General features: G+C 49.1%; 20 protein-coding genes and 2 riboswitches. Of the genes, 9 read left to right on the top strand and 11 right to left on the bottom strand.

Annotated features, from left to right (window positions below; all coding sequences use genetic code 11):
* The first annotated feature begins 66 nt into the window (after positions 1-66).
* On the top strand, positions 67-795 hold the full coding sequence (locus HNY42_RS14435) for an MBL fold metallo-hydrolase (RefSeq protein WP_188004712.1): 729 nt from the start codon (positions 67-69) through the stop codon (positions 793-795).
* 101 nt (positions 796-896) lie between these two features.
* On the opposite strand, the gene HNY42_RS14440 is transcribed toward HNY42_RS14435, so the two are convergent.
* Positions 897-2,507 (bottom strand): alpha-glucosidase, encoded by a 1,611-nt coding sequence (locus HNY42_RS14440; protein WP_188004713.1) that lies wholly within the window; start codon positions 2,505-2,507, stop codon positions 897-899.
* A 163-nt stretch (positions 2,508-2,670) separates the two neighbouring features.
* On the opposite strand from HNY42_RS14440, the gene HNY42_RS14445 reads away from it, so the two are divergent.
* From HNY42_RS14445 to HNY42_RS14460, 4 genes are all read left to right on the top strand, one after another.
* Positions 2,671-3,858: an aminotransferase class I/II-fold pyridoxal phosphate-dependent enzyme gene (locus tag HNY42_RS14445; RefSeq protein ID WP_131972257.1), complete on the top strand. Its 1,188-nt coding sequence runs from the start codon at positions 2,671-2,673 to the stop codon at positions 3,856-3,858.
* Positions 3,859-3,920: 62 nt separating this feature from the next.
* Positions 3,921-4,024: riboswitch (SAM riboswitch) on the top strand.
* A gap of 83 nt (positions 4,025-4,107) precedes the next feature.
* Positions 4,108-5,121: a methionine ABC transporter ATP-binding protein gene (locus HNY42_RS14450; RefSeq protein ID WP_131972256.1), complete on the top strand. Its 1,014-nt coding sequence runs from the start codon at positions 4,108-4,110 to the stop codon at positions 5,119-5,121.
* Positions 5,111-5,776 carry a methionine ABC transporter permease gene (locus HNY42_RS14455; RefSeq protein ID WP_188004714.1) on the top strand — a complete coding sequence of 222 codons (666 nt, stop codon included), beginning with the start codon at positions 5,111-5,113 and terminating at the stop codon, positions 5,774-5,776. The genes HNY42_RS14450 and HNY42_RS14455 overlap by 11 nt, the downstream gene beginning before the upstream one ends.
* A gap of 34 nt (positions 5,777-5,810) precedes the next feature.
* Positions 5,811-6,626: a MetQ/NlpA family ABC transporter substrate-binding protein gene (locus HNY42_RS14460; RefSeq protein ID WP_012371407.1), complete on the top strand. Its 816-nt coding sequence runs from the start codon at positions 5,811-5,813 to the stop codon at positions 6,624-6,626.
* Positions 6,627-6,753: 127 nt separating this feature from the next.
* On the opposite strand, the gene HNY42_RS14465 is transcribed toward HNY42_RS14460, so the two are convergent.
* Positions 6,754-6,894, bottom strand: coding sequence for a hypothetical protein (locus HNY42_RS14465; RefSeq protein ID WP_165871604.1), 141 nt, complete (start codon positions 6,892-6,894; stop codon positions 6,754-6,756).
* A 139-nt stretch (positions 6,895-7,033) separates the two neighbouring features.
* Positions 7,034-7,912, bottom strand: a complete 879-nt coding sequence (locus HNY42_RS14470) for a CAP domain-containing protein (RefSeq protein ID WP_188004715.1) — start codon at positions 7,910-7,912, stop codon at positions 7,034-7,036.
* Positions 7,913-8,267: 355 nt separating this feature from the next.
* Here HNY42_RS14470 and HNY42_RS14475 point away from each other — a divergent pair, with 355 nt between their 5' ends.
* Complete coding sequence (locus HNY42_RS14475) at positions 8,268-8,624, top strand: hypothetical protein (RefSeq protein ID WP_012371409.1); 357 nt, start codon at positions 8,268-8,270, stop codon at positions 8,622-8,624.
* A gap of 23 nt (positions 8,625-8,647) precedes the next feature.
* On the opposite strand, the gene HNY42_RS14480 is transcribed toward HNY42_RS14475, so the two are convergent.
* Entirely contained in the window at positions 8,648-11,395 is a 2,748-nt protein-coding gene (locus tag HNY42_RS14480; protein WP_188004716.1) for a chitobiase/beta-hexosaminidase C-terminal domain-containing protein, read from the bottom strand.
* Positions 11,396-12,153: 758 nt separating this feature from the next.
* On the opposite strand from HNY42_RS14480, the gene HNY42_RS14485 reads away from it, so the two are divergent.
* Complete coding sequence (locus HNY42_RS14485) at positions 12,154-14,187, top strand: thioredoxin domain-containing protein (RefSeq protein WP_188004717.1); 2,034 nt, start codon at positions 12,154-12,156, stop codon at positions 14,185-14,187.
* Between the two features lie 198 nt (positions 14,188-14,385).
* Positions 14,386-17,970, top strand: a complete 3,585-nt coding sequence (locus HNY42_RS14490; RefSeq protein ID WP_188004718.1) for an SH3 domain-containing protein — start codon at positions 14,386-14,388, stop codon at positions 17,968-17,970.
* Between the two features lie 120 nt (positions 17,971-18,090).
* Here HNY42_RS14490 and HNY42_RS14495 read toward each other — a convergent pair whose 3' ends face one another.
* The 6 genes from HNY42_RS14495 to HNY42_RS14520 all read right to left on the bottom strand — a co-directional run bounded on the left by HNY42_RS14495 (position 18,091) and on the right by HNY42_RS14520 (position 24,337).
* Positions 18,091-19,176: a universal stress protein gene (locus HNY42_RS14495; RefSeq protein WP_188004719.1), complete on the bottom strand. Its 1,086-nt coding sequence runs from the start codon at positions 19,174-19,176 to the stop codon at positions 18,091-18,093.
* A complete protein-coding gene (locus tag HNY42_RS14500) occupies positions 19,173-19,694 on the bottom strand; it encodes a potassium-transporting ATPase subunit C (protein WP_131972246.1) in 522 nt (173 codons plus the stop codon). Before HNY42_RS14500 ends, HNY42_RS14495 begins: the two co-directional genes overlap by 4 nt.
* Before the next feature lie 13 nt (positions 19,695-19,707).
* Positions 19,708-21,771, bottom strand: coding sequence for a potassium-transporting ATPase subunit KdpB (kdpB, locus tag HNY42_RS14505; protein ID WP_188004720.1), 2,064 nt, complete (start codon positions 21,769-21,771; stop codon positions 19,708-19,710).
* A gap of 17 nt (positions 21,772-21,788) precedes the next feature.
* Entirely contained in the window at positions 21,789-23,429 is a 1,641-nt protein-coding gene (gene kdpA / locus HNY42_RS14510; RefSeq protein WP_131972242.1) for a potassium-transporting ATPase subunit KdpA, read from the bottom strand.
* Between the two features lie 20 nt (positions 23,430-23,449).
* Positions 23,450-23,530 carry a potassium-transporting ATPase subunit F gene (locus HNY42_RS16395; RefSeq protein WP_114594992.1) on the bottom strand — a complete coding sequence of 27 codons (81 nt, stop codon included), beginning with the start codon at positions 23,528-23,530 and terminating at the stop codon, positions 23,450-23,452.
* Between the two features lie 220 nt (positions 23,531-23,750).
* Positions 23,751-23,903: riboswitch (cyclic di-AMP (ydaO/yuaA leader) on the bottom strand.
* Between the two features lie 239 nt (positions 23,904-24,142).
* Entirely contained in the window at positions 24,143-24,337 is a 195-nt protein-coding gene (locus HNY42_RS14520; protein WP_012371418.1) for a hypothetical protein, read from the bottom strand.
* A 167-nt stretch (positions 24,338-24,504) separates the two neighbouring features.
* On the opposite strand from HNY42_RS14520, the gene HNY42_RS14525 reads away from it, so the two are divergent.
* Positions 24,505-24,984, top strand: coding sequence for a glutathione peroxidase (locus HNY42_RS14525; RefSeq protein WP_188004721.1), 480 nt, complete (start codon positions 24,505-24,507; stop codon positions 24,982-24,984).
* Between the two features lie 160 nt (positions 24,985-25,144).
* Here the strand turns inward: HNY42_RS14525 and HNY42_RS14530 are convergent, their stop codons facing one another.
* Positions 25,145-25,714 (bottom strand): hypothetical protein, encoded by a 570-nt coding sequence (locus HNY42_RS14530; protein WP_131972240.1) that lies wholly within the window; start codon positions 25,712-25,714, stop codon positions 25,145-25,147.
* Positions 25,715-25,745: the final 31 nt, after the last annotated feature.

The following is a 25,745-nucleotide window of genomic DNA, read 5'->3' on the forward strand; positions in this document are numbered from 1 at the left end:
GACGTCTGTACTAAAACAGGCGATACTAAAACAGAAGTGTATATTATGACGAGGGAGTGTAATCGGATGCATATTTCGACGATCGAACGACTTCATCAACTGCAAACAACGCCGTCCTTCTTCCCGGTCAACTGTTACTTATTTGAAGAAGCGGACAGCCTCACCCTGATTGATACGGGGATTTCACTGAATGCCAAAGCGATTTATTCCGTCATCAAGTCGTTTGACAAACCGTTACAGTCCATCATCCTGACTCATGCGCATGCCGATCACGTCGGATCCCTTGATTTTTTAGCAAGTGCTTTCCCGCTTGCCGAAGTCTCGATCAGTTACCGGGATGCGGCTCTCCTCAGCGGGGATGAGTCGTTGCGCGAAGGCGAGACGACACCGCTGAAAGGCGGCATTCCAAAAAACATCAAAACCCGTCCGGACCGGTTGCTCGAAAGCGGTCAACAGATCGGCAGTTTAAGTGTCATTGCTTCTCCGGGACACACACCGGGTTCCATCTCCCTGTGGCATGAAGGCAGTCGGACGTTGATTGCCGGTGACGCTTTCCAAACTCAGGGTGGTCTGGCGGTTTCGGGGGACACGCGTTGGCAGTTCCCCTTCCCGTCACTTGCGACCTGGGATAAGGAAGTCGCCCTCCAATCGGCACATCAGTTGACGGAATTGACACCGGACGTCCTGGCAGTCGGTCACGGACCGCTCGTCGTCGCACCAAGCTTCGATATGCGCCAGGCAGTCGACCGGTTCGAACAGCTCTTATCCTCGAAAAAGCGCAACGGCTATACGTAAAAAAATCAGCTGGTTCAAAAAAATCCGGACATTTCCTGCTCCTCATTTAGAAATGAAGAGTAGAAGATGTCCGGATTTTTTCTGTTGACCGTCGCCGCCAGTTAAGGCATCTCATATTGGTACAATCGGGCTTCGTACGGTGCCAATCGATTGATGTCCGCGGTCTCATAATTCGTCAGAATCAACTGTTCTTCCGGTAAACCAAACGTCGTCGTCACCGGTTCATCATGGACGTTCAAGACGATCCGCCAAACCACTCCGCCCAGGACCCGTTCATAGACATACAGGTACGGATCCTGAATCGCCAAATCACGATAACCTCCGTAAACCATGACCGGATGAGTCTTCCGTAAATCAATCAGTTGCCGGTAAAACACCAGCACGGAATGCGGATCCTGTTCCGCTGTTTCGACGTTGATGTCACGGTAGTTCGGATTGACCGTCATCCATGGCGTCGCTGCGGTGAATCCGGCTGCTTTGCCGGTATTCCACTGCATCGGTGTCCGTGAATTATCTCGCGCCCGCAACTGCATCGAGGACAGGACGGTTCCGGGTGATTCGCCGGCGGCAATCCGTTCGGCGTATTGATTCCGAAATGCGACGTCCTGATAAGACTCGGGATCAGAAAAACGAATGCCGGTCATGCCGATTTCTTCACCCTGATAAATGTACGGGATGCCCGGTAACGTGTGGAGCATCAAGCCCAGTAGCTTGGCACTTTCGACACGATACCGTTCGCTTCCGAACCGGGTCACCTGACGGGTGTGGTCATGGTTATTCAAAAACTGTGACGCGACTCCGCTCGGATAAAGCGCTTCGTACCAGCGCTTCTGGATTTGTTTGAAGCGCGGTAAATCCATCGTCTCCATGTCATCCGCGACTTCGAAGTGAAACAGCGTCCGCAACTCATTCCGTTCCTCACCGACATACAGTAACCCGTCTTCCGGGCCGACGAACGGAATCTCACCGACGGTAAAGAGATCGGTTCCCGCCAGTACTTCCTGGTGCATCTCCTGCAAGAATTCATGAATGCCCGGCTGGTTCCCTAAGTAGGATAAATTCAGAGGATCTGCGACATCATCATACGTCGCCCGTTTCTTGATCAGGTTGATGACATCCATCCTGAAGCCGTCGATTCCTTTATCGGCCCACCACCGCATCATCGTATATACGGCCTGCCGGACAGCAGGATGTTCCCAGTTCAAGTCCGGTTGCTCCGATGCAAAGGAATGGAAGTAATACTGCTGGCGTGTCTCATCCCACGTCCAAGGGCTCGGCGCAAAATACGACCGCCAATTGTTCGGCGGTGTTCCTTTGACCCCGTCCCGCCAAATGTACCAATCGGCTTTCTCGTTTGTCCGACTGCTGCGGGATTCTTTAAACCACGTGTGTTGATCACTCGTATGATTGACGACCAAATCAAGAATCAGTTTCAGTCCCCGTTCATGGGCGGACGCAATCAGTTCTTCCAGATCCGACATCGTTCCCGCCTTCGGCATAATCGAGTAATAATCCGAAATGTCGTATCCGTTATCGACATCCGGTGATGTATAACAGGGATTTAACCAGATGACATCGACACCAAGGGAAGCGATGTAATCGAGTTTTTCAATTACTCCGCGTAAATCGCCCATCCCGTCTCCGTTCGAATCTTTAAAACTGCGCCAATACACTTGATAGACAACGGCTTCTTTCCACCAGGCCCGATTCATCCCATCATCTCCTTTGTGATTCAATCGTATTCTAGTTCAGTGTATCAAAAACACGAAAGCCATCGGTTCTTTTTCCCAATTATCAGCAATTATTAAAAAACTCTTTTCTTTTTTCTGAAAATTCGTTATCCTTGACGACAATACCCAACAAGGAGGAAGACAGATGAAACATTTCGCCCCATCGATTGCGATTGATCGGTTACCCGCTCCGGTCTTCGCCGAGCTCGCCCAGCGGATCGGTGCCGTCAAGGCTGCTGGTCATGACGTCATCACGCTTGGTCAGGGAACACCGGATCAGACGACACCCGTACATATTCTGGATGCCTTGAAAGAAGCAATCAATGACGCTTCAAACCTCCAGTACCCGCCATTTCGCGGACACGATTTCCTCAAACAGGCTGTCGCGGATTTTTATCAGTCAGAGTTTGGCGTAAACATCGATCCGGCCTCTGAAGTCGCCATTTTGCTCGGCAGCAAAGCCGGTATCGTCGCTTTACCGCAAACGATCGTCAATCCCGGTGAAGGTGTCATTGTTCCTGATCCCGGATACCCGGATTACTTATCCGGCGCCGCCCTTGCCGGAGCTTACCCGATCACATTGCCGCTCCTTGCGGAAAATGCTTTTTTACCTGACTACACGTTACTTGATACGACAGATGTCGAACGGGCCCGGATGTTGTTCCTCAACTACCCGAGCAATCCGACCGGGGCGACGGCAACAGCGGAAGCCTTCGAGCAAACGGTTTCCTTCGCTGATGCGAACGACATTTGCGTCGTCCACGACCTCGCCTACGGCGGAATCAGCTTCGACGGTCCGACCCGCAGTTTCCTCCAGACGGAAGGCGCAAAAGACGTCGGAATCGAACTGTTTTCATTATCGAAACGTTTTAACATGTCCGGTTTCCGAATCGCCTTCGCCATCGGGAATCCGTCCGTCATCGCAAGTATCGAGACGTACCAGGAACACTTATACGTCAGTGCTTTCACACCGATTCAACAGGCAGCAACCGTCGCTCTTTCAAGCGATCAGACGTGTGTCCGCGAACTGAGCGCTCTGTATGAAGCGCGGCGTGATGCCTTGTTCGGCAAGTTACAGGAAATCAGTTGGGACGGACCGATCCCGGGCGGTTCGTTCTTCGTCTGGTTGCCGGTCCCGTCCGGCTACACGTCCCAAAGCTTTACCGATCACCTGCTCGACGAAGCGCATGTCGCCGTTACACCGGGACATTTCTTCGGCGAATACGGGGAAGGTTACGTCCGGATCAGCCTGATTGCTGACGCCGAACGACTCGTCGAAGCAGCTGAACGGATTGGTCAATTGAATCTGTTTCGCCAGACCGTTGCGGAATAATTCTGAAAAAACGTTTGACAAATGGGAATGATTTCCGTTACAGTAAGTCCCAACAGCATATCTACTTATCGAGAGCGACCGAGGGATTAGGCCCAACGACGTCCGGCAACCACCTTTAAGGAACGGTGCCACATCCTACAGAATGTTTCATTCTGAGAGATAAGTTACGAAATCTTACACTTCGTCGCTTTTTTCTGGTTGCTCTTAACTGGAAAAAGGCGATTTTTTTGTATAGGGAGGAAACGACAGATGATTGAATTTAAAGGGATCACTAAACGGTTCGTTCGTGACCGGACACCCATTTTTGCCTTACGTGACGTCAATTTAACGATTCAGCAAGGTGAAATCTTTGGCATCATCGGTGAATCCGGTGCCGGAAAAAGCACCCTGCTCCGTCTGATCAACGGACTGGAGACACCGACACAAGGAACGGTTAAAGTATCGGGCACTAATCTGTCCGGCCTCTCCAAAGGCAGCTTACGTGAACTGCGTTTGAACATCGGGATGATCTTTCAACACTTCCAATTGATTCAATCCCGGAACGTCGCCGATAATATCGCCTTCGCCTTAAAGGCTGCCGGCGTCAAACGGACTGACTTCCCGCAACGGATCAAAGAGCTCGTCTCCCTGGTCGGACTCGAAGGCTTCGAGACGAATTTCCCGAGTCAGCTCAGCGGCGGTCAAAAGCAACGGGTCGGGATTGCCCGCGCCCTTGCGAATAATCCGAGTGTCCTGTTATGTGACGAAGCGACGTCCGCTCTTGATCCGGTCACGACGCTGCAAATTCTCGAACTGCTGAAAGACTTGAATGAACGGCTTGGCCTGACGATCATTCTCATTACCCATGAAATCGATGTCGTCAAACAGATTTGTCACCGGGTTGCCGTCATGGCGCAAGGTGAAGTCGTTGAAGTCGCCCGTACATACGACCTGTTCAGTCAGCCGGCACATGATGTCACGAAACATTATGTCGATACGGCACTCCAGATCGAGTTACCGGAACGGATCTTGCGAACGACACCGGGAAAAATTATCCGCCTGCAATTCACAGGTGAAAAGACCGGTGAAAGTACGTTATCGGAAGCAATTAAACAGTTTGATATTTCCGTCAGCATCCTCCACGGTAAGGTCGACTATATCCAGAACGTCGCTTTCGGAGTGCTGATTGTCAGTTTGACCGGTCCGACCCTTCACGTGAACCGCTCCTTGACGTGGCTCGAAGAACAACTTCACACGCTTGAGGTGATCCAGGATGTGGCTTGAACGGATTGAAACCATGTTACCGGATCTTGCGAAAGCGTTAGCGGAAACGGCTTTGATGGTCGGAATCTCACTCGGCTTCGCCCTCATCATCGGGATTCCACTCGGGATCTTACTGTTCATCACGGACCGGGGACTATTTTTCCAAAACGTCGTCGTTCGCAGCATCTTGGACTTTTTCGTTAATATGGTCCGTTCGTTACCGTTCATCATCCTGCTCGTCGCGTTGATTCCGCTGACACAACTGTTACTCGATAATACAATTGGACCGACTGCTGCTTCCGTCAGCCTGAGTGTCGCCGCCATTCCGTTTCTCGCCCGACTGGTCGAGACATCGCTCCGTGAGATTCCACCGGGATTAATCGAAGCAGCAGAAGCCTGTGGTGCGACACCGTTTCGGATCATCATCAGTGCACTCTTACCGGAAGCCCTTCCCGGCATCATTCAAGCCGTCACTTTGACGACCATCAGTCTGATCGGATTTTCCGCCATGGCCGGTATCGTCGGTGGTGGCGGCGTCGGTGACCTGGCCATCCGCTTCGGCTATTACCGGTACGACAATGTCGTCATGATTGTGACGATCGTCGTCCTCGTTATCATTGTTCAAAGTATTCAAGGGCTCGGCAATGTTCTGGCCCGTCGTGCTGATAAGCGTTAACCAAAAATAGAGAATCGTAAGGGAGAGAATGAATATGAAAAAACGTTATGCCTTTTTAGCAACAGGACTACTCGGAGCCGGTATTCTTGCCGGTTGCGGCGACAGCAGCGCCAAAGAAGACAACAAATCGATCAAGATCGGGGCAACGAGCGGACCTTACAGCGACATGGTCAAAGAAGCGATCCAACCCGGGCTTGAAAAGAAAGGCTACGACGTCGAAATCGTCGAGTTCGGGGATTATATTCAACCGAACATCGCACTTGGCAGTGGCGACATCGACGCCAACTTGTTCCAACACTCGATCTACCTGAAGACATTTGCGAAGGAAAAGAACCTCGACCTTAAAGGACTGATTACTGTCCCAACGGCGCCGATGGGTTTATACAGCAAATCCTATAAATCGCTGGATGACGTCAAGACGGGAGCTGAAGTCGCGACACCAAACGATCCAACGAACCAGGCCCGGGCACTGAACCTGCTCGCTGACCAAGGTTGGATTGAACTGAAAGCCGACGTGGATCCACTGACAGTCTCCGAAAAAGATATCGTCAAAAATCCGAAGAAACTGGTCATCAAACCGCTCGAAGCTGCCCAACTGCCGCGTGCCATTGACAGTGTCGATATTTCTGCCGTTCCGGGAAACTTTGCGTTAGCCGCGAAGTTTGATTTACTGGATGCACTGGCACTCGAAAAAATGGACGAGCAGTACCGGAATCTGGTCGCTATCAAAACATCGAATGCCGATAAACAACTGGCGAAAGATTTGACGGCTGTCGTCAAATCGGATGACTTTAATAACGTTATCGAAAAATCATTCAAAGGATTCAGTAAACCGGACTGGGCAAACTAACATAACTCTTTTTGTATATCAGTTTATCTAAAAATGATATAAAACCCCTGAAATAGCTGCCTCCCTTTACAAAAAAGAGGTGGAACGGTTTCAGGGGTTTTCCATTGAATGATGACTCTTGGAGAAGTCACGTCTTCCGCTCGACTTCTACGGGAAAAGGAAGCTTCGCTTCCGTCAGGAACAGGCGAGACCCGGTCATCAAACAATGACCGCGGCTTGCGTTCCGCCCGAGAAAAGCGAGCTGAGAAGACAAGGCTTCGTCAATCAAAAGCCTTCTCTCATTTTTCAAGATAGGATTTAACTCTAGGTGGTGCGTCATCCATCTACAGATTGATTCACACAAAAGAACCCCAATTTCTCTTTCGCGAAATCGGGGTGATACGTATATTTTCGTTTTAAATGTTACTTCAGGGCGTCCGGAAATTAATCGTAAAGTACGGTGCATTGTCACGGAACGCGACACCGGTATCCGCCTGTTCGAAGGTCTTGTTCATGATGTTATCACGGTGTCCTTTGGAGTTCATCAAGCCCCAGTGCGCTGCAAAGACATTCGGATAGCCCATCGACAGATTTTCTCCGGCTGCCGAGAAGCGGATTCCGTTTTCTTTCATCCGGTCAAACGGATCACGCCCTTCCGGATCGGTATGAGAGAAGAAATTATTCTTCGCCATGTTCTCACTGTGCGCGCGCGTGATCGGTTTTAAAGTACTGTACGGCGTCAGTGCTCCGAGGTTATAATCGGCCCGGTCCCAGTTCATCAAACGCAACATCAGCTTCTCATCCGTCGTCCGCAAGGCAGTGGACGCCTTGCCGTAAAATCCACTCTTCTTCGCTTCGACCTCTTTCGGTATCGCGAGTGTCGCTTTGACTTTGTTGCCATCGTGCTGGTCAAAGAAGTAGGTCACATACCGATCCTTTTTTTCATAGACGGCGGCATGATCGAGATTCAGCAAATAGTTCGTATTGCCTTTCCGGTACGACTTGACGGCTTTCCAGCCTTTTTTCGCAAGGGTCGTTTCCGTGTCTTTATTTAAGACGGCCCCTTGCGTCGTCACACCGTTTTTCGAACGGTACTTTCCGTAATCCTTGCCGTCTTTCGTCAACGCCACGAACTCTTCCGTCGCCGTCCGTCTGACTTCCCAGTCATAACCCGGATATTCACTTGTATATCGATCAATCAGCGTTCCGCCGCTTTTCGGATAATCTGCTTCTGCTTGTTCCATCGGGGTATTTTCATAACTAAAGAAAGCGACCGCTGCTACTCCGAGTACTAACCACTTTTTCATCTGCTTGCCTCCTCGGTTCTTCTATTGACTTCATTTTAAAAGAAACCTGTCTGTTCGAACAGTCTAAGCTATCGTTTCAAGTGAAATCACACGATTCCCTGTTCCGCTTCACAGTTTTGACACATCTCAGATTTTTTGTGCAAAAGAGGTCTGACGTCTTTATTTATGGCATTCTCACACCATTATCATACATAAAATAAACTATTCTTTCCCTGTTGTTAAAATGTGTGAACATTCTTTTATTTTTATTCCCTTTAAATGTTGTTGCCGTTCCTGAAAACCCTCGCTATCATTAGAACTCGTAAGGAAAAAATAAGGAAATTCCATATAATATTCACTTCCAAAGGAGTATGCCATGATTCTACTTTATTTTATCTATGAATCGATTACGTTTTTACCGATTCAGCAGTATCTGTTTTCCGGATGGCTCATTTTAGTTTTGTTGACTGTCTCATTCAGTCTCGCTAATGCCCATGAAGAAGTCCATATCAGTCAACGGTTCGGTTTCGAACTCCTTGTCCCGGGTGTCGGTCATCTGTTACGCAAACAATTTCTTCCCGGTCTTGCCATTATCCTGTTATTGATCATCATTCATTTTACGTACATGTTCCGTGTCATCCCGTTAAACCTCGCGTTACTGCTTACCCTCACGATTAGTCTGCTGTCCTTTTTCTCTCTCTTTATCCGAATACACAAAAAAGCGGACAATTAAGTCCGCTTTTTCAATAAAGTTGCTTAGTATTTCGTTGTTTCTTTTAATTTGTACCCATTCGACAGTTCAAGCCAAATCGTTTTTCCTTTTTTCGTCTTCACCTGGATATACGGACGACCTTGGGAAACACGTAATTCGAGTAGCTCACCTTGTTGATCGGCATGTGTTTCACTTGCCTTGTCCCACTTCCCGGCAAGTTGACGCTCGATGAAGATATGCTTTCCTTTTTGGACAGCACGCCATTTTCCGATTTCTGCTTTTCCGTTGACCGCAACGGCACTTTCCATCCCTTGAATCGAGATGATGGCTGGATCGTGGTCACTCGCGCTGCCGTCCGCTTCCATATAATCCGAGTTGATGTTGACGATATCAGACGATGTATACGGCTTCAGGTTTTTCGAAATCAAGACATGGTCGAGCACCTGAGCGTTTCCGTTATAAACATAAGAGTAACGCTCCGATTTCGGGAGATCATCGACCGTATTCCAAAGGTTGTCCCCTTTTAAGATATCAAGTGTTTTCGAGAACTGGAAGTCATTCAAGTCACCGAGTACGACGACGTTTGAATCCTTAACTTCTGTTTCCAGTTCATTGACGAAGTTTTGGACGATGCCAGCGATTGCGTGACGCTGTACTTCACTCTTACGAACGACCGGCTGGTTTTTACCAAAGTCCGCTCCATCGCCGCCTTTAGAGTTAAAGTGGTTAACGATGACGTGATACGATTCGCCTTTAAAGATGAATTCGCCGACGAGCGGTTTCCGTGAGCTGTCAAAGTTTGGATCGTTCGGTTGAATGCGACCCGGGTTGTTCGTCAGCTTACCGTTTTCAACGGCAACAGCTTCTGTCGCTGTTCCTTTTTCACCTGGTGCAAGTGAAACACGAGCCGGGTTGTATAAGAAACCGACACGGATATTTCCGCCCGGTTGTCCGCCGTCTTTTTTATCTTCCGGTGCGATATCCGTATACGCATAACGGACACCTGTTTTCGCTTCGATTGCTGTAATCAATGTCTCAAATGATTTCGATGCATCGACTGTGCCGCTGTCTGTCGCCCCATCGTTATCCTGCATCTCTGTCAAACCGACGATATCCGGTGTTTTCAGGAATGTCGCGATTCCTTCCGAGACACGGTCGACTTTTCCGGCATCCGCCGTTGAAGCAAAGTTTTCCACGTTATACGAAGCAACCGTCAAACGTGAATCGCCTGTTTCAATGTTCGTCGGTTGACGATCGACTTCACTTGTAATCAGTTTCGGTAAGTCTGCTGCTTTCGCTAACACTTTATACGCTGAGTAATTATAGCTCATGACTCCTTCGATTGTTCCTTCGAAACGGTCCCCTGATTTCGCGCGGTACGAGCTGCTGCCCATCTCGACGAACAGACGCTCCGGATTGGCATTATCCGCTGTCAGAATCGGTGTGCCGCGTTTCGTGTAGACTTTATCCGCTGTTTGCGTACGGACCGGAATCGTCCGGTTGGCCTGCGGTCCCGTGACGATGGCATTTGGAAGCGCGACACGCATTCCTTCGACACTTTCGTATAAATCGATTGCATCTTCAGCCGGATCAAACTCAGCAAATGAATCGTTGTCGATGACTTTCGTCGGAATCAAGACACCGTTTTCCCCGAGAACGATACTTGCCGGCAATCCTGAGTTCAATGCACCTTTAACAAGATTAACGGTACTGATTTCCGTCACCGCGAGATCCGTATCGAACTTGTCACTGTATCCGCCAAGCAACCATTCTTTGACGTATCCTGTAGTTGAGACAGTCTGTCCGACTGCTGCACCGTGGTTTTTCGCGTAGACCAGCACTCCTTCAGACGTTTTACTGTTGTTATCCGGATTTGGATCCTGCATGTAGAAGTTGTTGGCATCGACGATATATGTGACGACACCCGTCGTCCGGACAAGTTGATCCGCGTATGGTGATGTATGCGCGACTCCTTGAATGCTGCTGATTTTCGTGATTGGAGGTGCGATGTAGTATTTGAATGTCGAAACAGCAGACGTTTTTCCGTCTTTGACGGCCACTGCCTGAATCGTCATTTCTTCATTAATTGTAATCGGACCGGAGTAGACCGGACTTTCAGCAGTCGGTGTTGATCCGTCGACGGTATAGTGGATCGTACCTTCTCCGTTTAACGTCACTTGATCGCCGCGATCGACTTCTCCGACCGGTGACGCCGTCGGTGCGACTAAAATGTCTCCGGCTTCAGCAGCGTGCGTCCCGAGATTCGTTAACGTGTCGACCGGGAAGCTTGTCCATTGTGATGGTTCGTATGTTTTCGAACCGGCTGTTACGTTTGAGTTCCGAACGAGTGTCGTATCTTTCGCGAAATCAGCACTTGAGCCGACCGGACCGATAATATCGAGGACGACATCGCCTTTTTTCAAGGCAACAGGATCATTTCCGTTAAAGTTTAGTGAACCTGTTGTTTGCTGAGCTTTTCCTTTAATGTCTGCATTCGCACTTGAATTGGCAATGACAAATGTTTTTCCCGGCTCAAGCGTTCCCGACAGTGTAATTTTTGACTCCGTCGGTCCACCATTCGTATATTGAACAAGCGTGTAATCTGAAAGATTGATGATTTGACCCGAACCATTATAAATTTCAATCGCTTTGTTGTTGCTTGACCCCTCTATGTACTCGGACAAGATGACGCCTTCGCCTTCTGCCCCGACCGTAATGCCTGCTTGTGGAAGAATTCCTGCTGTTAATGCTCCGACCAATGCCCACTTCCCAAACGTACTGACGTTCTTCATGATGTTGACCCCCTATGAATTTTCTGACACTTCTTTATATTATCAGATTAATTCATGAATAGTGTATGTTTTATGTAAAAAAAGATGTTAATATTCGTAAAAGAATAACTTGTTAACGCTTACAAAAATTAATTATTCGTCTTTCAGGATGGAATGCTCAGCTTCCGTAGTCATATTTATGAAAAAACGGCATAAAAAAAACGCCTTTTCAGCGTGTCTGTTTTTTAGGTGTCATGAGAATCGAGGATACAGGTGATCAAAACACCTGAAACGACGAAAGCCCTACCTCTCTTTCGTTGTTACGGCTCCTTGGCCGCGCCAGCTGAATCAAGCGTTTTAGCAAGAATCAAGTTACGCGTTGGGTTGCGTATTTACTGGGATTTTTAGAATTTCGCTCGGAAATGAGCTGAAAAGTATCGAATGGAAGGTTTATCTTGCTGGGTCAACTTCTTCTCGTTCAACAGAAGAAGGACAAAATAAAAGCGATGACTTATGTCTGACTCATTTGTCAGTAAGGTCTAAAAATCCTGACCTGATTATTAAATTGTGTATTTTTGTGATGGATTCTCACATGAGTGATCATCCCCGATTCATGACAAAATTTAATATACCACGTTTTATTTTATAAAGTCAATCTTTTTTAAGAAACTTCTATTTTGGATACGGGTCCTTTTGTTGATTCATCTCCCGAACACCGGTATCGTTAAGGTTATCAAAAGACGACTGACTATTACTATAGAAGAAACGAGGTTTTAGAGATGGCGACGAATCGACTGATCAATGAAAAAAGTCCTTATTTACTCCAACACGCCACCAATCCGGTTGATTGGTATCCATGGGGGGAAGAAGCGTTTGCCGCTGCCCGTTCGGCGAACAAACCGATTTTCCTGTCGATTGGCTATTCGACCTGTCATTGGTGCCATGTTTTGGCACACGAAAGCTTCGAAGACGAAGAAACGGCCCGGATGCTGAATGACTGGTTCATCTCGATCAAAGTCGACCGGGAAGAACGACCGGATATCGATCAGATTTATATGACGGCGGCCCAACTGATGAACGGACAGGGCGGTTGGCCGCTCAGCGTCTTCATGTCCCCGGATCAGACACCTTTTTACATCGGTACCTATTTTCCGAAGACACCGCAATTCAACCGCCCGAGCTTCCGACAGGTTCTTTTGCAGCTCAGTGAACACTACCGGACCGATCCGGGCAAAATCAAACGGGTCGGACAGGAAATCATTCAGGCGTTAACGGCGGTCACGACCTTCGACTCAGAGGATCCACTGGATGAGGCATTGGTCCACGAGACATTTGATCAGGCAATGCGTCAGTTTGATGTGGAGAACGGCGGGTTTGGCACAGCTCCTAAGTTCCCATCGCCTTCGTTGCTGACTTTCCTGCTCGATTATTACCGGTTCGCAGAAGATGAGACCGCCTTGCAAATGGTCATGCGGACCTTAACCGCGATGCGGGATGGCGGAATCACCGATCACGTTGGATTCGGTCTTTACCGGTATACGGTCGATGAACGCTGGGAAATCCCGCATTTTGAAAAAATGTTGTATGACAATGCCTTATTTGCGACATTATGTATCGAAACGTATCAAGTATCGGGCAGAGAACGGTTTAAACAATATGCGGAAGAAATTTTTGCGTACATCGAACGCGATTTGTCCTCTCCGGACGGTGCGTTTTATTCGGCAGAAGATGCGGACAGCGAAGGTCGCGAAGGTCTTTTTTATACGTTCACATTCGATGAACTGACGGATTTACTCGGACAAGACGCCGTTTTCCCACTTCTCTATCAAGCCACGCCTCAAGGAAACTTCGAAGGGCGGATTGTTTTTCGGCGGACCGGTCAATCGATTCAGCAACTCTCGGCTGATCGAAATACCGCTGTCCAAGATATCCTGATCCAACTCGAGCAGGAGCGCCGGACCTTGTTGCTCTTCCGTAGTCAAAGGACCCGTCCGTTCCGTGACGATAAGGTCTTAACGTCTTGGAACGCCTTGATGATTTCTGCCTATGCGAAAGCAGGACGTGTTTTTAACGATGAGCGGTATACAGAGCGTGCCCGACAGGCTTTGACGTTCCTTGAGACCCATTTGATGGACGACGACCGGTTACACGTCCGGTACCGTCAAGGTCATATTCAAGGAAACGGTTATCTCGATGACTACAGTTTCTTGACGGAAGCTTATCTCGAGCTGCATCAAACGACACAGCACATCCCCTATCTCAAACAGGCAATCCGGCTGACAGAGCGGATGATCGGGGACTTCTCTGACGAAGACGGCAGCTTTTTCTTTACTTCATTTGAGGACGAGACGTTACTCATGCGGCCGAAAGATGTTTATGACGGCGTCAAACCGGCCGGTAACAGCACGGCTGTCTCGAATCTGCTTCGTTTATCCCAGCTGACAGGCCGGACCGACTACCGGGATCAGGCCCAGCGGAACTTCTCGACGCTTGCTTCCGAAATTAAATCTCAACCGACCGGTTTCGCCCGTCTTCTGAGTGTCTACACGCGGACGTTGATGGAACCAAAGGAGTTGATCTTGTTGACGGAATCTTACACGGACGTCGCCTCGTTTCTGACGCAGCTCCATCAGCGCCGCCTGCCTGAACTTTCACTGCTCGTCGGTTCAAAAACGGACTTGCTCGAAATCGCTCCATTCCTTGCCACGTACGATGCTCCGACTCGACAGGCGACAGCCTATCTTTGTCATGATTTTCAATGCGACCGACCGACGACTAATCTGTCGGAACTTTTTCAAAAAATCATGATATGACTTAATTCCCTTCTGTTTCCTAAAACAGAAGGGTTTTTAAAAAAACTAAACCCCTTTTTTCAAAAAAAATCTAAATATACTGTAGATAAATGTTTTATTGTCGATAGTAAGTATAGGCAAATTAATTTCACATCTTAGAATTGACATCCTAGAGCCCGAAACGTCTTCGGACGAATTCTAACTAGGAGGATACGATCTTTGAACACGACACTATTCACGAAACCCTTGAAGATGCTGGTCAGCTTTATCCTGGTCCTCGGCATATTTGTTTCTTACAGCCCTTCACTCGAAGCTGCGACGACCAAAGCAACGACCTACCGTCTGTCTGCCGATACTTATCTGTATGACAAGACGACATCTTCACGGAAACGCTTGTTGACGATCAAGACCGGAACTATCGTTTCATCCACGTATGAGTCGTCTTCTGGCTATTTCAGAAGAGTAGCATACGGCGGAAAAACGGGATATGTCGCGTCAAAATATCTAACAGCATTTGATCAGAAAGAAACGATTAAAGGACAACGGTTCCTCGTTTCGAAAAAGACGCCCCTTTATACATCAGCGTCGGCGACAGCTCCTGTCATCGCTACTTTAAATGAACAGGATGCGTACTACAGTTCACAAAAAATCACGAATTCGGTTGGCGAAATCTTTTATCGTGTCAAATATGACGGCAAGACGGTTTATGCCCGTGCCTTAAACGCGACACCGATTGCCTACACGAAAATGTCGAAGACTGCTTTAAAAACGACAGACGGTTACATCCTCCGTCAATATGCCGGTACAGCCTATCCGCGGCAGATTGTCGTTCCAACAGGGACTTCCCTGCAAACGACCGGACGAATCGGTGACTGGTACAACGTCACTTATGCAGGTAAGTCAGGTTATATGCATAAAGGTGCGTTCACCGGCTCTTCTAAACAAGAGGTAACAACGATTCCGGAAACCGCATTCCAGACGAAATCGGCTCTTGTCCTGTACGACACGACGGACGGAACAAAACGACCGCTTGTCACGATTCCAAAAGGAGCAATCGTCAAATCGACTGCTCGTTCTGGTCTCTATCACCGCATCACGTATGACGGCAAAACAGGTTATGTCTTGACTGCTGCTTTAAATGAATACACGGCGAAGGTCAAGTTAGCCTCGTCACGCTTCCTGTTGTCGAATTCGGTTGAAATCAAAGCTACACCGGTTTCTTCCGCTGCGACACTTGCCAGCCTGCAAACAGGAAACGTCTACTACACGACGCAACTTGTGACAAATCCGCTTGGCGAGCAATGGCATAAAGTCTCAAAAGATGGCAAAACCGGTTATGTCAAAGTCAATCAGGGAAAAACGATCAAGTATTATACGGTCCATGATCTTTCTCTAAAGACAACGACAGCAACGGCCTTGCACTCGTATGCCGGTCCTTCGTACGGTGTCATTAAAACGATTCCAAACGGGACCGTCGTCAAAATCCAAGGACAGATCGGCAACTGGTATAAAGTCTCTTATGACGGAAAATCAGGTTACGCAGCCGGTACGACCTTTACGGATTATGTGACGACACAACCGATTCCGGCGACCGATATCCAACTTGAAACGGATGTCGCGATGAAAGCAGTACCGAAAGCCAACGCTGCGACCGTCACGATGTTCAAGGCAAAGGATATCTATCAAACGAATCAACTCGTCACGAATGGTTCGTCTAAATGGCATCGTGTCATAAAAGACGGTCAGACAGGATACATCCCGGTCGATCAAGGGACACCTGTCGATTACAGTTCAGAGAACATGGCAATGAAAGCGACAGAAACGACTGTACTGCGTACATATGCAGGAAATTCATATGCGACTGTCGCAACCATCGCGACAGGTACGAACGTTCAGGTCATCGGAAAAATTCAAGATTGGTATAAAGTATCGGCTAACGGGAAAACCGGTTATGTTGTTGCGGATACGATGACTGAATTGATTACAAAAAAAACACTGCCGGCTTCACGATTCGTCTTATCGAAGTCAGTCGACGTAAAGAAATCGCACCACTCGACAGCCGATACGTTGACGACACTCTCGGTAAATGACGTCTACTACACGACACAACTCGTCACGAACGGCCGGTCGGAACAGTGGCACCGGATGACAATCGACGGAAAAACCGGTTACGTTCGCGTCAACCAGGGAACATCGATCGACTATCAGGCATTACCGGCTACAAAATATAAAACATCAGCTTCAACACCGCTCCGGTCATATGCCGGACCATCGTACGCTTCGGTCACGACCATTCCGAACGGAACAGTCGTCACGGTGACAGGAAAAATCGGCAACTGGATGAAAATCACCTATGCCGGTAAAAGCGGTTATGCAGCTACTTCCACTTTGACGGAGTTCTCGGACACAACGACGATTGCAGAAGTCCGCTTCTTACTCGACGCTCCGGTCGCTGTCAAAAGTGATGCAAAAGATACGGCAACAACAATCGCCAACTTAAACAAAGGCAATGTCTACTCGACGAAAACCCTTGTCACGACATCCGTCAACGGACAGTGGCATCAAGTCACTGTCAACGGAAAAACAGGTTACATCAAACTCGGTCAACCGACTTCACCGATCGCTTATGAGCCGATTGAAAAATCATTCGTCCGGGCAACCGGTACGACTTCGCTCCGGTCTTACGTCGGGGATGCCTATCAGCTCGTCGCTTCCATTCCGGTGAACACGATTTTACCGGTCACCGGTAAAATCGGCAGCTGGTACGAAGTTTCTTATGAAGGGAAGACGCTTTATGCGTACAACGGAACCATGGTCATGACATCAGCCAAGCTGAACGTCTATAATTCGGTCGCCACTCCGTATACGTTTGACAGCTTCATCAGTGCCCAAATGAAACTGAATCCGCCACCGCAAACTGATTTATATGCTTCGAAACTGATGTATGTCAGTTCGGATTACGTTCGCCTCGGCGGTGCACTTGATCCTGTCAACGGAACGATTGCCACTGTCACGGCAACGACACCGCTGAACATCCGCTCCGGTGCGACGACTGCCAGTCACGTCTATGGTCAGTTCAAACCGAACGTGATGATTAAGGTCTACCAAAACGTCAGCGGATTCTATACGACCTATCCGCGTGTCTATACATCGACTACACGCTATTCAACGATTTATTGGTTGAACGCTCTTGAAGCCGATGTCCGGAATGCGGCCGACCCGTTAAAAGTCGACCGTCAATCCTCTGCCTATTACCAGTTCCTTGATCTATCCAAATCAACAGGTGCTTCAGCCGCGACGCTGAACAATATCCTCGCGACAAAAGGAATCTTCGGTAAATGTACGACAGGCAGCTGCGGCCAAGCTTTCATCGATGCCGGTGCGAAGTATTCGGTTAACGAAGCGTACCTCATCTCACATGCTTTACTTGAGACAGGGAACGGGACGTCGAAACTTGCGACAGGCGTCACTTGGAACGGACGCACGGTCTACAACATGTACGGAATCGGCGCGTATGACTACGATGCCATCAATACAGGTGCTGCATATGCGTACAGCAAAGGATGGTTCACACCGGAAGCCGCCATCGTCGGTGGTGCTGAATTCATCAGTACGACATACATCCACAATGCTTACGATCAAAACACACTCTACAAAATGCGTTGGAGTCCGATGCGTCCCGGTGTTCACCAGTACGCGACGGATATGGGCTGGGCGGTCAAACAAACAACCCAAATCTACAAGCTGTATGAACAGATGGACAGCTATACGGCCGTCTTTGATATTCCAGTCTTTACGCGTTAAGAAATACAAAAAAATCCAGACACTGAATCAATCGATTCGTGGTCTGGATTTTTTTGTGTGCTTTGACCGCCACCATCTGACGGAAGACGTCCCCTGCATTTACGCGGAAGAGACACCCTGTCAGACTTGATCATCAGCGACGATTTGCAAATCAATGCCCCGGTTTTGGCGCATGATTTGATTGACGATCGAACCGCGCCGGATTTCCTGCCACCGGGTCCGTGCGGATTGACCGAGCACGATTTGTGTAATGCGGTGATGTTTTGCGGCCGCCGTGATGGTCTCCGCAATCGAACGTTCTCCTTGAATCCGAATTAAAACTTCTGCGTCAAACAGGGCACCACTTTCCCGTAACATCGCCAGTACTTCTTTTTGAAATGCCGGCAACTGGTTTTCCGGTTTGGGTAGAATCGTCAAGATATAGAGATCCGCTTTCATCCGGCTCGCCATCCGAAATCCACGATAGATTAACTTTCGTGCATTTTCGTTCAACTGGACACAGACCAAAATTCGTTCCTGTAATAATGTCGGATCTTTTTCAATCAGCAGACGGGCTTGATACACTTGATCGTCGACTTCATCTGCGACTTGCCGGAGCGATAACTCCCGTAAGCTCGCTAAGTTTTGTAAGGAGAAAAAAGAATTCAAGCTTTGTTCAATCTTCTCTTTTTTATAAATTTTCCCGTGTTCCAACCGCTCGCGCAATGTTTGCGGCGTCACGTCCACGAGTAGAATCTCATCCGCCTCCCCGAGAAAGGGATCCGGAATCCGCTCCCGGACTTCGACCCCTGTCATTTCTTTCACCTTAAACAGCAGGCTTTCGAAATGCTGGATGTTGACAGCCGAATAGACATTGATTCCCGCTTCAAGCAGGACAGAGACATCCTGGTACCGTTTTTTTCGAACCGAACCCGGCGCATTCGTATGTGCCAGTTCGTCAATCAACACAATATCCGGCTTGCGGGAAATGATCGCTTCGACGTTCACCTCAAGAAACACTTTCTCTTTATAATGGACGTCGAGTAACGGCACCTGCTCGAGCCGTCCAATCATCTCTGCCGTATCGCGTCGGCCGTGCGTCTCAATCAAGCCGATGACGACGTCCTTCCCTTCCCCGACTAACGCATGTGCATCCGCGAGCATTTTATACGTCTTCCCGACACCTGGAGCCGAGCCGATGTACAGCTTCAGCTTTCCGCGTGTCATGATGGACTCCGATCAAGCTTCAGATTCAACATCAGAACGTTCACATATTGATTGTTCCCTGCTTCCTGATCAACTAATCGTCGAACGGCATCAGGCGAGAGGTTTCGTTCCGTTGCAATCCGTTTCACCTGGGCCCGTGCATAATCGAGCGAGATGTGCGGATCGAAGCCAGAACCGGATGTCACGCGGGCATCGTCCGGAAGCGAAGCGCCGTCCACCTGATTCTGTTTTTCGTATTCCGCCATCTGCTTGCCAAGCTCCGGGTTTGACGCGGCCAGGTTATCCCCGGCAGAAGCTCCCGCTAATTGATCCACCGCTGACGGACGTCCGTGAAAATACTGTTTCGACGTGAACGGTTGAGCGATCAATTCCGATCCGATGAATTTTCCGTTTTCCTGCAGCAAAGAACCGGCTGCTTTGTCCGGGACGAGTAACTGACCGAATAAGGTCAGCAAAGCGGGAAAGACAATCCCGCACAACGCGGTGACGAAAACCGTCACACGAATGGCCTGTTTCATGATTCTGTTCTCCTTATAGGATGCTTGCGAGCAAGACATCAATGATTTTAATGCCGATGAACGGGACGATGACGCCGCCGAGACCATAGATGAGTAAATTCCGACCAAGTAGCTGATCCGCTGTCATCGGTTTATACGAGACACCTTTCATCGCGAGCGGAATCAGCATTGGGATGATAATCGCGTTAAAGATCAAGGCCGAGAGAATCGCGGTCGTCGGCGAATCGAGTCGCATGATGTTGAGCAGTTCCATTTGGGGAATCGCGACCATGAAGATTGCCGGAATAATCGCAAAGTATTTCGCGACATCATTGGCAATCGAAAACGTCGTCAACGCGCCGCGTGTCATCAGCAACTGTTTCCCGATTTCGACGACTTCGATAATTTTCGTCGGATTGGAATCGAGATCAATCATGTTGGCTGCTTCTTTTGCTGCCTGTGTCCCGCTGTTCATCGCAAGACCGACATCGGCCTGAGCGAGCGCCGGCGCATCGTTCGTTCCGTCCCCCGTCATCGCGACCAGGTGTCCTGCGTCCTGCTCGCGTTTGATGACCCGGATCTTATCTTCCGGTGTACATTCGGCGACGAAGTCATCGACTCCGGCTTCCCGGGCAATCGTCGCTGCCGTCAATGGATTGTCGCCGGTACACATGACGGTTTTAATCCCCATCTCCCGCAGGCGGTCAAATCGTTCCCGCATGCCGGGTTTGACCGTGTCTTTCAAGTAAATGACACCTAAGATCGTCGAATCGATGGCAATGACGAGCGGCGTGCCGCCGAGACGGGAAATCTGCTCGACCGTTTCCTGAAGATTGCCGGGGATGTCTCCCCCTTGATCAACGACCCACTGTTGAATCGCTTGACCGGCCCCTTTTCGAACGCGGCGACCGTCTGCTAAATCAAGTCCCGACATCCGTGTTTCCGCGCGGAACGGAATGATTTCCGCACCTTGCAAACGGTCATGTTCGATCGTCATGTTTCGCAGTTCGGCAAGTTCCAGAACCGAGCGGCCTTCCGGTGTCTCGTCGGCAAGTGATGAGAGCGTCGCGCCGGCAAAGGTGGCTTCCGTCGTTGCGTCACCGACCGGTAAAATGTCAGATGCCATCCGGTTCCCGAATGTAATCGTTCCGGTTTTATCGAGGATAATCGTTTGGATGTCGCCTGCCGCTTCGACCGCCTTCCCGCTCATCGCGATGACGTTGAACCGGGTCACCCGGTCCATTCCGGCAATTCCGATTGCTGATAACAATCCGCCGATCGTCGTCGGAATCAAACAGACGAGCAGTGCAATCAGGATCGGACCCGATAAGCTGAATCCTAAATAATTCGTAAAGACAGGCAGTGTCATGACGACGAGTAAAAAGATCAGCGTCAAGCTTGTCAGTAAAGTCGACAGCGCCAACTCGTTTGGTGTTTTTTGCCGGCTTGCCCCTTCAACGAGCGCAATCATCTGATCGAGGAATGACTCGCCGGGATTGCTCGTGATCCGGACTTCAATTTCATCACTGACGACTAACGTTCCGCCGATGACGGACGAAAAATCGCCCCCTGCTTCTTTAATGACAGGTGCTGACTCACCTGTGATTGCCGACTCATCGATTGAAGCAAGCCCTTTGATGATTTCGCCGTCCCCCGGTACATATTCACCGGTCCGGACGAAAACGATATCACCTTTACGCAGTGTCGCCGAGGACACGTTCTCGATCATTTGACCGACCCGTTTCCGTGCCATGACATCGGCTTTCGAGGCTTTCAAGGAATCCGCCTGTGCTTTCCCGCGTCCTTCGGCAATCGATTCGGCAAAATTCGCGAACAAGACAGTCAGGAATAGGATGATACTGACGGCTAGGTTAAAGCCGCGCATCTCATCGATGAAAACCGTATAGCCGATTGCAAGCAGGCAACCGATCCAGACGACGAACATGATCGGTTGTTTCACCATATGAACCGGGTTTAGTTTCTTCAAGGCATCCAGTGTCGCTTGTTTCGCAATCGATGGATTGACAGTTGCTGTTGCTTCTTTTTCCGGAACGTTCGGTTTCTGCCCAGTAGGTTGATCTTTGATTGGTTCCATCATCTTTCATTATCTCCTGTTCACATCGTCAGCCAATCCGCGATAGGTCCAAGCACGAGCACTGGCAGGAATGTCAGTGCACCGACGAGTACGACCGTACCGAGGAAAACTGTACCGAAAAGTGGGGTATCTGTTTTAAAAGAAAATTCATCCTGTGGAACAGCCGGTTTCGCTTTTAACGATCCGGCAATCGCAAGCATCAGGATTAACGGGATGTAACGACCGAAGAATAAGGCAAACGACGTTGAGACATTCCAGTAGACGTTCGCATCGCCAAGTCCTTCAAAGCCGGAACCGTTGTTGGCCGTCGCCGAGGTGAACTCATATAGAACTTGGGATAGACCATGGTAGCCGGGATTGGAAATCGCTCCGACACCCGGTGCGACGTACATCGAAATCGCGGTTCCGACCAGAATCAGAAACGGCGGAACGAGTAACGTAATTGCCATCAGCTTGACCTCAAACGTCTCGAGCTTTTTGCCGAGGAAGGTCGGCGTCCGCCCGATCAATAGTCCGGTCAGGAAGACCGCGACAAACGCATACAGCAGTACGTTCAGGAAACCGGCACCCGTTCCGCCGTAGACGACATTCAGCATCATGTTTCCGAGCTGGATTAATCCGGCAAGCGGATGAAGCGAATCGTGCATCGCATTGACAGCACCTGTTTCAGCCGCTGTCGTAATGGAACTGTACAAGACAGTTCCGACTTGACCGAACCGGAGTTCCTGACCGTGTGCGGTCGGATTCGCAAACAAACTGCCCGCCATCCCGAACGTCATCAGCATAAACAGGATGGTCATGACACCGAGGAAAAGGCGGCCTTGTTTTGCTGAGCCGATCAGTTTTCCGTAAGCGATTGGAAGTGACATCGGAATCAGCAGCATCAAAAACATCTGGATAAAGTTGACGTACTGGTTCGGGTTTTCAAACGGGTGGGCGCCGTTCGCCCCGAAGAATCCGCCACCGTTGTTCCCCAGCTGTTTAATGACTTCAAAAGCAGCGACCGGTCCGCGGTAAATCAACTGCTTCGCGCCTTCGAGTGTCGTCACCGTCACGGCACCGCCAAACGTCTGCGGGACGCCGAGTAAAATCAGCAACACGCCAAATACGAAAGACACCGGAAGTAGGACACGGATGATGAAACGAACGAAGTCCGCATAAAAGTTCCCGAGCGGCTGATTCGCCAGGCCGCGGATGACGGCGATGCAGACTGTAAAGGCCATCGTCGGTGCGACGAACAGCATCGTTCCGAGGACAAACGTCTGTGACAGATAGGATAATGCTTCACCGGAGTAATGCTGTTGATCCGTATTCGTCATGAAACTGATGGTCGTATGCAGGGCAGTCGACCAGTCAAGATTAGCGGCACCGTTCGGATTCAAAGGCAGGATGCCTTGAAAACGGAGTAACACGTATCCTCCGACGAAGAACAACAGATTGACGAGCAGCAGACTTTTCGCATAACCGACCCATGACTGGTCCTGTTTTCGTTCGTCGACGCCGAGCAACAACAAGAGTCGTCGTTCCACCTTACCGATCCAGTCGTTTTTTCGAATGGCCACAGGTGCAAAGACCGTTCCGATGTACCGTCCAAGCAAAACGGCCGCTCCCAGGGTGATGATCAGTAAAATCCAAAATTGAATTAAAAATTGAGTCCACATGATTTGTTTCTCCTATGCGATTAGAATTTTTCTGGATAAATCAAACAATAACTCAGATACAAAAAGACAACACAACCGGTAGCCAGCAAAAACCAGGTCATTTCCGGTCACCTGCCCGCCATTGAATCCGTTCAATCAAACCAATCATCAAAAACGAACTTCCGAAAAACAATGCGAGTAACAAGACACTCCAAAGGTCCTCCATGTTGAAATTACCTCCATATTATTCAATATTTTTACAATTGAGCACGGCAAAAAGACGATGTGAGGCAGTAACGGCCCCAGCATCGCCTAAAAAAATTGGCATCACTGAATAAGAGTCGTTCCCTCCTAAAACGCCTGCGAGGTTAGCTGTCGGATTCGGGCATACCTAGGATTTCGCCCTACTTCTCTTACCTGAGAAGATTCACCCCGTGTCACGTGTCGTGACGGTTGGGTCCCCCGCTTCAATCATGAATTCGGCGTACTTTGAGATCGAAGCATTAACATGTTAGTGTTCGTTGATGAGATGGATATTACTCCGATTATTCAAGCTTGTAAATAGAATTTCTAAAAAAAATATAGTCAGACTTTTTGATGACTTACTTTATAAAAATAGTGTTTTTACGACCTATGTTATAGAAGGAAAAAAACCGCAGGAACCGGTTCCTTCATCTGAATGGAAACACTCCTTCAGCAGGAACTCGGACTGCGGTTTTTTGAATCAACATCGGTTATGATTGCTCATTCAGTTTGGCCTGGACCGTCAAAGGAGCTAGCATCGTCACCCACAGGGCGACCACTCCAGAAACAAGAATCACAATATCACGTTCGAATCCGAGGGTCAGCAGTGTAACAACACTTGCAACCAAGACGAGACAAAGCGTCGCGATCATGACAAAACGCGATTGTTTCAACATCTTTCTCATGTGGCATCTCTCCTTTCTTTCCAAAGTCTTTTGTATTTTATCAAATTTTATAATTGTTCCGGGCGTCTGACACCGGATTGTGAAGGAATTGTCATCTGATGACCGTTTTTCAGGCGAAAGCCGGACGCATTTGATACACTGATGGTAAGACCATAAGGGGGAATTTTATGTTACAGGAACAGACGTTTCAGCGGATTGATGGTACGGAAGCAACGTTAAAAGATTATCCGGGACAGGCTTGGCTGATTGTCAACACAGCGAGTAAATGCGGCTTGACGCCACAGTTCGAAGGGCTTGAACAACTCCATCAGGATTACCGGAAACAAGGACTCGTCGTCCTCGGTTTTCCGTGTAATCAGTTTGCCGGACAGGATCCGGGAACGGACGAAGAAATTCAAAGCTTTTGCCAAATGAACTACGGCGTGACGTTCCCTGTCTTCTCAAAAATCGAAGTCAACGGAGAAGGAACACATCCATTGTTCGCAGAACTGAAGGCACTTGCGCCAAACACGACAGGCGAGCAGGATGTCGAATGGAACTTCACAAAATTTTTAGTGACGCGCGACGGGGAAGTGACACGGTTTGCTCCAAAAACCAATCCGATGGATCTTGTCGCAGCCATCGAACGGATTGTCGTTGCGGTCTAAAATCGATGAACAAGAGTTACGTATCACACACACATAACGGGCTGACTCAACGGTCAGTTTTACAAAGACAAGGGTGGCAGATTACAATTCTGCCACCCTCGTCTCGTTCAAAAAAGAATCACTTGCTTCACGTAATTTTTGCGTGATGACGTGCCGTACATCAAGGTGTCCCCGGCTCCAAGTGCCCTTTAATCATTTCTTCCGCCAATACTTTCACGTCCTCGACATCCCGCATTTCCGTAAACGGATGTCCCCAGACATCAAGCCATTCGATTTCTTCAATCGGCTGGGTCCGGAAACGTTTTCCGGTCGGCTCAAATGATCCGGCTGCCGTCGATTCGAAGGCGGCATACTTCAACAGCCATGGTTTATCGAGCAACAGTTTTGCCGTCTGTTTCGGGTTTTTGAACATGACGTCTCCGACCAGGACGACCGGATCAAACCGTTCGTGGAGCGGATGCGTGTATTGAACGGACACAATCAGCGCATGATTCGAGACTTTTTCATTTTGACGTGTGTAAGACCGGGTCAAAAAATGCGGAACCAGTGACTCCGCGCTGTCTTTCGTCTGATGAATGCTGATGCCGTGTTCCGTTTGGACGACATCCGGTAAAATCGGTTCGTACCCCCGATTGGCGAGTTGTTGATCGAGCTCCTTGAATAACAATAATGTATGTTCGACGAGTGCCCGGACTTGTCGAAATGACAGTTGAATCGACTGATTGATCATGGTGGTGACCTGCCTTCCAATTGATAGAGTA

It is taken from the genome of Exiguobacterium sp. Helios (assembly GCF_014524545.1).
Lineage (GTDB): Bacteria > Bacillota > Bacilli > Exiguobacteriales > Exiguobacteriaceae > Exiguobacterium_A.